General features: G+C 62.5%; 11 protein-coding genes and 1 other RNA gene. 3 read left to right on the forward strand and 9 right to left on the reverse strand.

Annotation, left to right across the window (positions count from 1 at the left end):
* Positions 1 to 41: 41 nt before the first annotated feature.
* From PverR02_RS23375 to dnaX, 3 genes are all read right to left on the reverse strand, one after another.
* Positions 42 to 1,076, reverse strand: a complete 1,035-nt coding sequence (locus PverR02_RS23375) for an NADP-dependent oxidoreductase (RefSeq protein WP_046489424.1) — start codon at positions 1,074 to 1,076, stop codon at positions 42 to 44.
* A 171-nt stretch (positions 1,077 to 1,247) separates the two neighbouring features.
* Positions 1,248 to 1,586, reverse strand: a complete 339-nt coding sequence (locus PverR02_RS23380) for a YbaB/EbfC family nucleoid-associated protein (protein WP_017527493.1) — start codon at positions 1,584 to 1,586, stop codon at positions 1,248 to 1,250.
* A 43-nt stretch (positions 1,587 to 1,629) separates the two neighbouring features.
* On the reverse strand, positions 1,630 to 3,684 hold the full coding sequence (gene dnaX, locus PverR02_RS23385; RefSeq protein ID WP_079444496.1) for a DNA polymerase III subunit gamma/tau: 2,055 nt from the start codon (positions 3,682 to 3,684) through the stop codon (positions 1,630 to 1,632).
* 133 nt (positions 3,685 to 3,817) lie between these two features.
* On the opposite strand from dnaX, the gene PverR02_RS23390 reads away from it, so the two are divergent.
* Positions 3,818 to 4,579, forward strand: coding sequence for a substrate-binding periplasmic protein (locus PverR02_RS23390; protein ID WP_017845244.1), 762 nt, complete (start codon positions 3,818 to 3,820; stop codon positions 4,577 to 4,579).
* A 51-nt stretch (positions 4,580 to 4,630) separates the two neighbouring features.
* Positions 4,631 to 5,002 (forward strand): VOC family protein, encoded by a 372-nt coding sequence (locus PverR02_RS23395; RefSeq protein WP_057003821.1) that lies wholly within the window; start codon positions 4,631 to 4,633, stop codon positions 5,000 to 5,002.
* On the opposite strand, the gene PverR02_RS23400 is transcribed toward PverR02_RS23395, so the two are convergent.
* The gene (locus tag PverR02_RS23400; protein ID WP_079444497.1) at positions 4,916 to 5,881 is read right to left on the reverse strand and encodes a DMT family transporter; all 966 of its coding nucleotides are present in this window, start codon (positions 5,879 to 5,881) and stop codon (positions 4,916 to 4,918) included. The two genes, PverR02_RS23395 and PverR02_RS23400, sit on opposite strands and share 87 nt — an antisense overlap.
* 102 nt (positions 5,882 to 5,983) lie before the next feature.
* Between PverR02_RS23400 and PverR02_RS23405 the strand changes: the two genes are divergently transcribed.
* A complete protein-coding gene (locus PverR02_RS23405) occupies positions 5,984 to 6,853 on the forward strand; it encodes a LysR family transcriptional regulator (protein ID WP_017845241.1) in 870 nt (289 codons plus the stop codon).
* Between the two features lie 7 nt (positions 6,854 to 6,860).
* On the opposite strand, the gene PverR02_RS23410 is transcribed toward PverR02_RS23405, so the two are convergent.
* From PverR02_RS23410 to ligA, 5 genes are all read right to left on the reverse strand, one after another.
* Positions 6,861 to 7,451: an SH3 domain-containing protein gene (locus PverR02_RS23410; protein ID WP_017845240.1), complete on the reverse strand. Its 591-nt coding sequence runs from the start codon at positions 7,449 to 7,451 to the stop codon at positions 6,861 to 6,863.
* Position 7,452: 1 nt separating this feature from the next.
* Complete coding sequence (locus tag PverR02_RS23415; protein ID WP_046382448.1) at positions 7,453 to 8,499, reverse strand: N-acetylmuramidase family protein; 1,047 nt, start codon at positions 8,497 to 8,499, stop codon at positions 7,453 to 7,455.
* 244 nt (positions 8,500 to 8,743) lie between these two features.
* Positions 8,744 to 8,840: signal recognition particle sRNA small type (gene ffs, locus PverR02_RS23420), an RNA gene on the reverse strand.
* Positions 8,841 to 8,973: 133 nt separating this feature from the next.
* Positions 8,974 to 10,143 carry a zinc-binding metallopeptidase family protein gene (locus PverR02_RS23425; RefSeq protein ID WP_017845236.1) on the reverse strand — a complete coding sequence of 390 codons (1,170 nt, stop codon included), beginning with the start codon at positions 10,141 to 10,143 and terminating at the stop codon, positions 8,974 to 8,976.
* Positions 10,144 to 10,260: 117 nt separating this feature from the next.
* A complete protein-coding gene (gene ligA / locus PverR02_RS23430) occupies positions 10,261 to 12,627 on the reverse strand; it encodes an NAD-dependent DNA ligase LigA (protein WP_079444498.1) in 2,367 nt (788 codons plus the stop codon).
* Positions 12,628 to 12,702 lie beyond the last annotated feature (75 nt).

A 12,702-nucleotide genomic window follows, 5' to 3' on the forward strand; every position in this document is an offset into this window, starting at 1 on the left:
AGACGCGGTTTATACCCGCGCCCCGGATTAGCGTCAAATGCTCAATCCTGCGCGACGCGCACCACCAACTTGCCGAAGTTGCGTCCTTCGAGCAAACCGATAAAGGCTTGAGGTGCGTGTTCCAGGCCGTCGACCATGTCTTCGCGGAACTTGATCTTGCCGTCGCGTACCCACGGCGCCATGGCGCTGAGGAATTCCGGCTGGCGATCGCCGTAGTCATCGAACACGATAAAGCCCTGGATACGCACGCGTTTGGTCAGCAAGGTGCGTTGCAGCGCCGGCAGTCGATCAGGGCCGCTGGGCGCTTCATGGGCGTTATAGCCGGCGATCAGCCCGCATAGCGGGATCCGCGCCTTGGGGTTGAGCAGCGGCAGCACGGCATCGAACACCTTGCCGCCGACGTTTTCAAAGTAAATATCCACGCCCTTGAAACAGGCCAGGGCCAATTCATTGGCGAAGTTCTCGCTTTTGTGATCGATGCAGGCATCAAAGCCCAGCTCATCCACCACGTAACGGCACTTGTCGGCCCCGCCCGCGACACCCACCACGCGCAGGCCCTTGAGCTTGGCCACCTGGCCCACCACCGAGCCCACCGCACCGGACGCGGCCGCCACCACCAGGGTTTCGCCGGCCTTGGGCTGGCCGATGTCCATCAGGCCCATGTAGGCGGTCATGCCCGGCATGCCCAGCACGCCCAACGCCATCGACGGGCTGGCCAGACCGTTGGGCACCGGCATCAGGTTGCGACCGTCGCTAATGCTGTGGCTTTGCCAGCCGGTGGAGCCGACCACCAGGTCGCCCGCTTCGAATTTCGGGTTGCGCGACTGCTCGATACGGCTGACAGCGCCACCCGTCATCACTTCGTCGATTTCCACCGGAGCGGCGTAGGACGGAGCATCACTCATGCGCCCGCGCATGTAGGGGTCGAGGGACAGGTACAGCGTCTTCAACAGAACTTGGCCGTCTGCCAGTTCCGGCAGGGTCACACGTTCGAGGCGGAAGTTTTCCGCAGTTGGCGCGCCGTGAGGGCGCGAGACCAGGACAATGCGCTGGTTAAGCATCGGTTCTTGAGGCATCGGGGGGGCTCCGTTATCGAGGGTCGAATTCAATGGCATCAAGTGCAGACACTGGCCAAGGCACCGAGGTTCGACAAAGTTACCCTTGCGTAGCCGCTACGCAGGGGAAAACAGCCAAAAAAAAATGCCAGGCGCGATGCCTGGCATTCCAGTCTAGCCAAGGCTGGCCGATCAGAACGGCAGTTTCATGCCCGGTGGCAGTTGCATGCCAGCGGTCACGCCGGACATTTTGTCCTGGCTGTTGGCTTCGATCTTGCGCACAGCGTCATTGACGGCCGCGGCGAACAGATCTTCCAGCACTTCACGGTCGTCATCGCTGACGCCTTCGAGCAGGCTCGGGTCGATGCTCACGCGCTTGATGTCGTGACGACCGGTCATCACCACGCTGACCATATCGCCACCGGCTTTACCGGTGACTTCGGCGTTGGCCAGCTCTTCCTGCATCTTGGCCATCTTTTCCTGCATCTGCTGTGCCTGCTTCATCAGGCCGGCCATGCCACCTTTCATCATGGGAATCACCTCAAAAGTACGTGGATCAATAAGTAGCCCGGTGTCATGACGCCTGGGGCACCGGGGCTTCGACAGGTTCAATAGTATCGTGACGGACGACCGCGCCGAACTGTTGCATCAATTGTTGGATGAGCGGGTCACCGTGGATCGACTCCTCGGCCTCGCGCTGGCGATTGAGGCGTCGGCGGGTCGCGGCCTGGGCCGGGGTTTCCTGCTCGGGCTTGATCAACTCGATGGTGATGCTCAGCGTGCGCTCATGATACTGGTTGAGGGCATCGTTGAGCCGGCGCTGCTGGGTCGCGTTGAACAGGGCGCTGTGGGCCGGGTCCAGGTGCAGCAACCAGTGGTCGCCCTCGATGGCGATCAGGGTGCAGTTGGCGGCGATACTGCCGGTCATGCCGGAAATCGGCAGTTTCGGGAACAGCTCCAGCCATTGCAGGGCCAGGCCGGTGGCCGGTGCGGCAGCGGGTTCCGCTTCGGGCTCGGGGGCCGGCTCGGCGGTGTGTTCGCTGGCCAGTTCGTCGAGGTAGCTGTAGGCCGAATCGATGTCCGGCTCGATGTAGTCTTCGTCCAGCGGCGGTTCGTCGTCCAGGTCGATGCCAGGCGTTGCGGCGTCCACCTGGGCGACGGTCGGCTCGGGGACGGGCGCACTGACCCATTCCGGCGCATCCGGTACCACGCTGTCCGGCATTGGCGTAGGCATCGGCGTCAGCTCGGGCTGCTCGCCGGCGGTTTCCAGCACGGGCTCCACGGCGGGCTGCAGCTCGACCTCGGGTTCAGCCTCTGCCGGGGCATTCCAGGGCAGGTCGACCACCGGGGCCGGTTCGGGCTCGACAACCGGCACCGGCGCGATCACCGGCGCGACAACCACCGGCTCAGGCACCGGCGCAACCGGCGCAGGCGCAGCAACCGCTGGCGCGACCACCGCCGTGCCAGCCACTGATTTGGCGGAATCAACTGTGGCCTGGCTGATCCCCACTGGCTTTAGCGGCTGTCTCGGCGCGTCCGTCGCGTCGGCGGGGCGGAAGGCCAGCATGCGCAGCAGGACCATTTCGAAGCCGCCACGCGGGTCTGGTGCGAGGGGCAAGTCGCGGCGACCGATCAGGCCCATCTGGTAGTAGAACTGCACGTCTTCGGCTGGCAACGCCTGGGCCAGGGCCAACACGCGGTCGCGGTCGCCGTGGCCGTTGTCGACGCCTTCGGGCAGAGCCTGGGCGATGGCGACGCGGTGCAGCACGTTGAGGATTTCCGAGAGCACACCGTTCCAGTCCGGGCCCTGTTCCGACAAGTGGCGCACGGCTTCGAGCAACGCCTTGGCGTCGCCTTCGATCAGCGCGTGCAGCACGTCGAACACCTGGCCGTGGTCGAGGGTGCCGAGCATGGCACGCACATCGGCGGCCATGACCTTGCCTTCACCAAAGGCAATGGCCTGGTCGGTGAGGCTCATGGCGTCACGCATCGAACCATCGGCGGCACGACCGAGCAGCCACAGCGCGTCGTCTTCGAACGGTACGTTTTCGACACCCAGCACGTGGGTCAAGTGCTCGACCACGCGCTCCGGGGTCATGTTTTTCAGGGAGAACTGCAGGCACCGCGACAAAATCGTTGCAGGGAGTTTCTGCGGGTCGGTGGTCGCCAGGATGAATTTGACGTAGGGCGGCGGCTCTTCCAGGGTTTTCAACAATGCGTTGAACGAATGACTGGAAAGCATGTGGACTTCGTCGATCAGGTAGACCTTGAAGCGGCCACGGCTCGGCGCGTACTGCACGTTATCGAGCAGCTCGCGGGTGTCTTCGACCTTGGTGCGGCTCGCGGCGTCGATCTCGATCAGGTCGACGAAACGCCCTTCGTCGATCTCGCGGCATACCGAGCAGGTACCGCAGGGCGTCGAGGTGATGCCCGTCTCACAGTTCAGGCACTTGGCAATGATTCGGGCAATGGTAGTCTTGCCGACACCGCGAGTACCGGTAAACAGGTAGGCGTGGTGCAGCCGTTGGCTGTCCAAGGCATTGATCAGAGCCTTGAGCACATGGGTCTGGCCGACCATTTCGCGGAACGAGCGCGGGCGCCATTTACGTGCAAGAACCTGATAACTCATCGAAAACCGTCGCAACTGAGAAGCGGAAGCCGGTAATGCTAGCGGAGCAAGGGGGAAATTGCATCCGGCACGCTTGCCTTATCTGCCTAAGATTGCCTGAGCGGCCCCGAAAAGGCCTGAACCCGGAGAGTGTATGCGCGTAGTCCTGGGCGCCTTATGGATGCTCACCACCGCCAGCCTTGCGGCGCCCGCGCCGTTGCGTTTCTCGGTTTCCGACAGTTGGGCGATGCCTATGGTGCAAGTGGAGGACGGCCAGCCCACCCAGGGTATTTTGTATGACCTGATGTCGAGCCTGGCCACCCAGGTCGGCCGCCCGGCCGAGTTCCACGTACTGGCGCGGGCGCGCATTGCCGCGGCCATGGCCCATGGCGACATCGATGTGCGCTGTTATGTCGCCCAGGCCTGGCTCGACAACCTGTCTGGCGACTACCTCTGGAGCCTGCCGTTGCTGGTCCAGCGCAACGTATTGGTCAGCGTCCGCAACCAGCCGGTGCAATTGGCCCGGCTGGCGCCGCAGTCGATCGGAACGGTGCTCAATTACCGCTACCCCACGCTCGACCCATTGTTCGCCAAAGGCCAACTGAGGCGCGACGACGCCCGCAGCGAAGAACAAGTGCTGCACAAACTGGTGGCCGGGCGCTTCAAGTATGCGGTGAGCAATGAATGGATCGTCGACCGCTTCAACCAGCACCTGCCGATGGAACAGCGACTGCACAAAGTCGCCATCATCGAGGAGCAAAGCCTGGGCTGCGCCGTGCGCAACGACCCGGACCTGCCAGTGCAACAAATCCTGCGCACCCTGCTGCGGATGAAGATGTCAGGCGAAATCGACGACATCATCCAGCTGTACACCGGCGAAAACGCCGTGCCCCTGCACGCTCCTGACAAGAACTGACAGCGCCGCCTTTTAGACTGGGCTCAACCACCCCGTCCTCAAGGAGCCTCCATGAACGCCGTCGCCCAATACTTCCTGCTGTATGTCGACAGCCCCGCCACCAGCGCCAACTTCTACAGCCGCCTGCTGGACAAGCCACCGGTTGAATTGAACCCGACCTTCGCCCTGTTCATTCTCGATAATGGCGTCAAGCTCGGCCTGTGGTCGCGCCACAGCGTAGAGCCGGCCACCCAGGTCACGGGCGGTGGCGGCGAATTGGGTTTCCCCCTGCCCGACAACGCCGCCGTGGATGCCCTGCATGCCCAATGGCTGGCGCGGGGCGCCACGATCATCCAGTCACCGACCGTCCTGGACTTTGGCTACACCTTTGTCGCCCAGGACCTCGACGGTCATCGGTTGCGCGCGTTCTGCATGAGCAACTGAGCCGCGCCGCCAACGGCCTTCGAGGCTGATGGCCGCCACACTGGCGAGCACGATCATCGCGCCGAGCATCACCTGCCCGGCGACGTGCTCGCCCAGCAATATCGCCGCCATCGCCATGGCCACCGGCGGAATCAAGTACATCGCCACCGATGCACGGCTGACCTCGACATGCTTCAACACATAAGCCCAGGCCAGGTACGCCAAGGCACTCGGGAAAATGCCCAGCACCAGCACCGCCAGGTTTTCCGGCCAGGGCGCCTGCGCCACGGCGGCGGGCAGGCCTGGCAGGTTCACGCAGAGCATCAAGGTGCCCGACCACACCATGTAGCACGCCAGGGTCAGCGGGCTGTAGCGGTGGGCATAGTGTTTCTGGATGGCGAAATACACGCTCCATGACACCGCCGCCAGCAGGATCAACAGGCCACGCGGGTCGATGTCACCCACGCCCTGCTCACCCCAGATCACCACCAGCACGCCAAGCAACCCCAGCAATACACAGCTCCAGCGCCAGACACTGACCCGCTCCCTCAAGCAAAAAAACGCGATCAGCACACTGAACAGCGGCGCCGACTGCGCCAACACACTGGACGCCGCCGCCGTGACCCATTGCTGCCCATAGTTGAGGCAAGTGTGATGCAGGAACACCCCGAAAAAACCCAGCACCAGCAACCACGGCACATCTCGCAGGCGCGGCCGACCGATATCCAGCACCAACGCGACGCCGCCCATAAACACCGAGGCAATCAAAAATCGCAGCAACGCCAGTTGACCCGGACTGTAGCTGCGCAGCCCCATGTGTACGCCAATCGGCGAATAGGCCCAGCAGAGGATCACGCTGGCGATGACTAGCGTAAGCTTTAGGCGTGACGGGGAATTCATCAACGGCATCCAGAAACAGAGAAGGAATGCCGCCAGTCTTGGCCGGGTCACGCCGTAGGACAATTAAGCGTTTCTGACTTCTGAAATCAGTGGAACTGAGCAATGGAAATGGCCCAACTGAAGATGGTGCGAGCCGTGGCGCAAACCGGCAGCGTGGCTCAGGCCGCGGCGCAATTGCATTGCGTGCCGTCGAACATCACCACGCGCATCAAACAGCTGGAAAGCGAATTGGGCACGCCACTGTTCATCCGTGCCGGACGCGGGCTGGCGATCAGCGCCGCCGGTGAAATCTTCCTCGATTACTGCGAGCGCATCCTGGCCCTGGTGGACGAATCCAAACGCGCGGTGGACGCCAACGCTATCCCGCGGGGCACCTTGCGGATCGGCGCAGTGGAGTCCAGCGCCAGCGGCCGCCTGCCACCGCTGCTGGCGGAATACCATCGACGCTACCCCGACGTCAGCCTCGAACTGGTGACCGGCGCCTGGGGCCAACTGCTCGACGACCTGCAACACCACCGCCTGGACGTGGCGCTGGTGGCCGCCGGCAACAAACGCTCCAAGCTCGAACACAGCGTGGTCTACAGCGAACGCCTGGTGCTGATCGCCAGCGCCTGCAGCGCACCGATCAAGCGTGCCGAGGACCTGGCAGGGCGTACCCTGCTCGTCTGGCCGCCCGGCTGCCCTTATCGCGCCGCCTTGGAAAACTGGGTCAAGCCCCATGACTTCAAGCCGACCATCGCCAGCTATGCCAGTTGGGGCACGATCATCGGCTGCGTCAGCGCGGGGATCGGCGTGGCGCTGGCGCCGGAGGGCATTCTGGCGCGCTATGAGCAGGCCAATCAGCTGGCGTCATACCGGTTCGAAGAACTGGCGGCCGTGGATAACCTGCTGTTCTGGCACAAGGACACCCAGCGACATCTGGCCCGGGATGCATTCGCCGGGCTGCTGCGCGAAACCTTCGGCCAACCCTGAGCTAACATCAGCTTTTCGGGGCAGCCAATCGCGCGTACTGATCCTGGCTGATCCAGCCGATGAACGACCGATCCTGAGCATTGACGAACTCGACCTGGGCCCAGCCGTCCTTGAACGCCAGCACGCCGACCACATCCCCTTTGACGATATACGCACGCTTGGCCGCCTTGGCGCCCGGGGTCTTCAGCAAGTAGGCCTTGTCGGCGGACACGGTCACCAGGCCGATCCATGGCTTGTTGGCAGTCTGGCTCAGGTCCAGGCCGGTGGCGATTTCCGGCATCAACACACTGATGCAACCGGGATGCTGACGACCCTGTTCGACGGTCAGGGTCACACCGTCGGACGAAGGCGCCACGCTGCCGGGGTAGGCATCGTCAAGCCAGGTGGTCAACGCGTCGGGCTGGCCTTGCAGGTAGAACGCACAACCACGGGTCACGCCCTCGCCCAGTTCTTCGGCGTAGAAACCTTCGACCTGATGCTCGGGCGTCACCGCCAGCATCAACCCTTCGTACTTGCCCGAATGCAACACAGCGGAACCGGCGAATACCGGCGCCACGGCACACCACGACAACACACCCATCGCGAGATAACGGATCATCTTATTTTTTCCTCTCAAGTGCGTCGTAGGCTTTTTTCATGAGGTCATCATAGTTGCCGTAGTCCTCGCCGTTATAGTTACGGGCCATGGCGGTAAAGTCTTTGGCTTTCATGGCTTTCATCAATGCCGGGCTGTGGCTGCACAAGGCGAGGAAAGCCTTTAGTTGATTACCGGCATTAACTTTTAATGCGGCAACGAACTCAAATACGCTTGTGTAACCGCATGCCGCGAAATTGAACCCCATGATCTGAAACATGCCCCATGACGCCGACATCAAGGCAGCTTCCTGATTCAGCGCAAATGCGGTGGCCATGGTTTCCCAGGCCTTGATCTGATCCTTGTTATTGACCTGCCACTGCGGCCCGGCCTTTCTGACGTAGGGGTACGACAGCAGCGGGTGCGCCTGGTCGTAGATACGCTTGGTGTACTTGCGAAACTGGTGCCCCTCAAAGGCGATCACCGGCAACTTGGCCGGGCCGAACCCGGAACGCCCACCCGATTCCACGGTGGCGAAGGCCCTGATGATATTGACGGAAATACCATTGCCCAACTGCGTAGCGGCGTTCTGGAAGTCGCTATCGCTCAGGGTAATACCCCCGTCGCACGTGGCCTGAAGTATCAACTGCCGATTGCGCCGCTCGGCCTCGACCATCGCGCGCATGCGGTCCAGGTACACATTGACCGTGGCCTGCACCGCATCGCCGCTGTTGTTGCCGAACACATTGAGAAAGCTCGGGATACGCATCGTCGGGAAGGCCTTCACCGGCACCTTCACCGCTTCCTCGATCAGGCTGTTGAACGTGCGGCCGGTGGGGTCGATCACGCCATCGGGATGGGCGTACTTGAGATGGCGGAACTGATACTGGCTGATGCACTGCACCAATTGGCCGTCGCACTTGCCGTTTTCAGCCAACGGAAACCCCATCTTGGGGATGATCAAATTGAATAAATACTGAATGCACTGAACATCGGCGGGCAAGTTACGGGCTTTACCGGGCGCGCCAACTGAAGCACTAATAAGACGGGGTAACCCTTGCAGGCTTTTCATCACATACATCCTTGTTAGTTAAAGAAGTGATAGCACTTCAATATCAAATCAGCGCCATTGTCATACTCTGAAACAAGTGGCCGGCGGAAACTAACAAGGTGGTTTGAGGTTGTCCAGCAGGGCTTTTTAACGGTGTGAAATAGCCGTCATACGCTGCGCAGTAAAACAACGGCAGATGACTGAAAAGAAGCTGGAAGGATGTGAAACAGAAGAGGTACGGCAAGGAGGAGCGTTATGGAGGCAACCCCACCAGCCACACCCCGGCACACAATGTTCCCGCTGTGGCTGCTGCCTTCCGGCTCTGACCAGGTTCACGGGTAATCGTTGCGGGGGGACCGATGGGGTCACCATAACGACGCTGGCATCTCGGCAAGCCGCGCCATTGTACCGATCTGATCGGAAGTTACAACCGTTAGTACGGGATTAAAAAATGAAGAGGTTCAAGCACTTGCCCTAACCGTCCGGATCTCTCCTTCATGCCTGTGCCTGCAGGGCCTCATCCGCCCTGCCGCCCTCTTCCTGGATGACCAGGTGAATGAAGTGCAGCTTGGCGATCACTGCCGGTGGCAGTACGAAGGGGTAGAAATCCGGCTGGCCCATGGCGCGGGACAGTTCGTTGAGCATGCCGGCCAGTTCGATCCAGGCGTTGACGAATGACAGGAACGCCGCGCCGCCGGGGTGTTCGGGGTCGTAGAGGGTGGTGCGGGGGAACGGCTGGTAATCCAGGTCCATTTCGCGGGCGCTCATGCCGAAGCCCAGGGCGGTGTCGACGGCGTCCATCATGTGCAGATAATGCGCCCAGGTTTCGGCCCAGTCTTCCCAGGGGTGCATGGTGGCGTAGGCGCTGACGCAGGTGTGGTGCCAATCCGCGCGCGGGCCGTTCTGGTAGTGCTGGTCGAGGGCGTCGGCGTAACTGGCGCGTTCGTCGCCGAACAGGTGGCGAAACGCTGGAAGCCAGTGGCTGTTGGCGATCAGCCGATCCCAATAGTAATGGCCGACTTCATGGCGAAAGTGGCCGAGCAAGGTGCGGTACGGCTCGCGCATCTGCACGCGGATTTTTTCGCGGTGGGCGTCGTCGGCTTCCTTGATGTCGAGGGTGATCAGGCCGTTGGCATGGCCGGTGGTCGGCGCGTTGCCTTCCAGGTCGATGCCGACGAAGTCGAAGGCCAGGCCGTTGTCTTCGTCGACGCTTTTGGGCACGACCTGCAGGCCCAGGCTGATCAGTTGCGCCACCAGCCGGCGCTTGGCCGTCTCGACCTTGCCCCAGCGCTCGGGGTTTTCTGCGATCGACAGGTCGGGAATGGTGCGATTCAGGCTGCACGCCACGCACAGCGCGGCGGTGCTGTGGGCGGGAATCAGCCAGTTGCAGGCGGCCGGGCTGTCGAGGTTGGCGCAGCGGCGGAAAGCGCCGGCGTCGGGGTTGTCGTCCAGCAGCCAAGTGTCGGCGACCGGGCCCGCGTGCAATGAAGACAGGCGGCTTTGTTGCGGTGGGTAGCCGAGCAGCGCCGAGCAGGCCAGGCATTGGCTGTTGCGAAAGAACAACGACTGGCCACACCGGCACTGCCAGACCTTGCTGTTGCGCGAGGATTCGGCCATGAACGGTGCGGCGATGCGCGAACTGAGTTGCTCGAAGAAGCGGTACATGGCGATCTCTCCCGGGGTGACGAAGACTAGATCATTTCGCGCCCGGGATCGTTCCACTTTCTTCGAAGGGCCGCTTCGCAGCCCAGCGGGAGCAAGCGCCCGCGCCACAGGAAGTTGTCAGACGGTGATGTTGTGCCGAGCCAGAAAGTCCACGAAGGCGTCTTCGTCCAGAACCTTCAGGCCCAGTTCGCTGGCCTTGGCCAACTTCGAACCGGCACCCGGCCCGGCCACCACGCAATAGGTTTTCGCCGACACCGAACCGGCCACCTTGGCGCCGAGGCTTTCGAGCTTGTCCTTGGCCACGTCGCGGCTCATCCGCTCCAGCGAGCCGGTCAGCACCCAGGTGTGCCCCGCCTCCGGCAAACCTTCGATCACTTTTTTCGCGCTCTGCCAGTGCATGCCGAATTCCTCGAGTTGCTGCTCGATGGCCAGGGCACGCTGGGCGTGGTCGGGGTTATCGAAGAACTCGCGCACGGCCTTGGCCTGCTTCTCGGGCAGCGCCTGGCGCATATCGAGCCAGTCGGCCTTGATCACGCCTTCGAGGGAGCCGAACTTGTCCGCCAGTTTCTGCGCGGCGCCGGGGCCGACGCTGGGCACGTTGAGTTTGTCGAGCAAACCGCCGAGGGTGGTGCTGGCGGCGAACTCCGCGCTCAGGTCGCCTTGGTCCTGCAGTTGCAGGCCGCACTTTTCCGGCGCCAACAGCGCGCCGATCACGTCCTGGTTGTGGCGGTCTTCAAAGAAGCTGTGGATCTCGTGCGCCACTTCCAGGCCCACGTCCGGCAGGTACGTCAGCACTTCCGGCAAAGCGCGCTGCACGCGCTCCAGGGACGCCAGGGAGCGCGCCAGCACCTTGGCGGTCTCCTCGCCCACGTCGGGAATGCCCAGGGCGTAGATGAAACGTGCCAGGGTCGGCGTCTTGCTGTGTTCGATGGCGCTGATCAGCTTTTTGCTGGAGACATCGGCGAAGCCTTCCAGGTCGATGATCTGTTCGTACTTGAGCATGTACAGATCCGCCGGCGAGGCGATGAGTTTTTCGTCGACCAATTGCTCGATGGTCTTGTCGCCCAGGCCGTCGATGTCCATCGCCCGGCGCGAGACGAAATGGATGATCGCCTGCTTGAGCTGCGCCCCGCAGGCCAGGCGACCGACGCAGCGGTACACCGCGCCTTCGCTGACGGTTTCCTTGCCCTTGCTGCGCTTGACCAGTTGCGTGCGCTCGACGTGGGAGCCGCACACCGGGCAGCTTTCCGGGATATGCACCGCGCGGGCGTGTGCCGGGCGGCGCTCGGTGACCACTGAGACGACCTGCGGGATCACGTCCCCGGCGCGGCGGATGATCACCGTGTCGCCGATCATCAGGCCCAGGCGCGCCACTTCATCCATGTTGTGCAGGGTGGCGTTGGACACGGTCACACCCGCGACCTTGACCGGTTTCAGACGCGCCACCGGGGTGACGGCGCCGGTGCGGCCGACCTGGAATTCCACGTCGAGCAGCTCGGTCAGCTCTTCCATGGCCGGGAATTTGTGCGCGATCGCCCACCGCGGCTCACGAGCGCGGAAACCCAGTTCGCGCTGGGAGGCAATGCTGTTGACCTTGAACACCACACCGTCGATTTCATAGGGCAGGTTACTACGCCGCTCGCCGATATCGCGGTAGTAGTCCAGGCATTCCTGGATGCCCTTGGCCAGTTTCAGCTCATGGCTGATCGGCATGCCCCACTTCTGCAGCTGCTGCAAATTGCCGATGTGGGTGTCGCTGATATCCGCCGTCACCTGGCCAATGCCATAGCAGCAGAACTCCAGCGGGCGGCTGGCGGTGATTTTCGAATCCAGCTGGCGCAGGCTGCCGGCGGCGGCGTTGCGCGGGTTGGCGAAGGTCTTGCCGCCGACTTCCAGTTGCGAGGCGTTCAGGCGCTCGAAACCGGCCTTGGACATGAACACCTCGCCGCGCACTTCCAGGGTCGCCGGCCAGCCGCTGCCGTGCAGCTTCAACGGGATATTGCGCACGGTACGCACATTCACGCTGATGTCTTCGCCGGTGGTGCCGTCGCCCCGGGTGGCGCCGCGCACCAGTTCGCCGTTCAGATACAGCAGGCTGACCGCCAGGCCATCCAACTTCGGCTCGCAGCTGTATTCCACCGCAGCACCGCCGCCAAACAGGTCGCCGGTCGGCAGGTCGAGGCCTTCGGTCACCCGGCGATCGAACTCGAGCATGGTGGTTTCATCGAAGGCGTTGCCCAGGCTGAGCATCGGAATCTCATGCTTGACCTGAGTGAACGCCGACAACGCCGCACCGCCGACCCGCTGCGTCGGCGAATCACGCGTGACCAGCTCCGGATGCTCGGCCTCCAGGGCCTTGAGTTCCTGGAACAAGCGATCGTACTCGGCGTCCGGGATGCTCGGCTCGTCGAGGACGTAATAACGGTAGTCGTGCTGATCCAGTTCAGCGCGCAATTCGAGGATGCGGGTGTGGGCGGCGGTCATGGGTGTTCTCTCATAAAGCAAAAGAGCAGCCGAAGCTGCTCAAATGTTGGTGCGCTTATTCTATCGACAACGCTT

This window comes from Pseudomonas veronii (assembly GCF_002028325.1).
Lineage (GTDB): Bacteria > Pseudomonadota > Gammaproteobacteria > Pseudomonadales > Pseudomonadaceae > Aquipseudomonas > Aquipseudomonas veronii.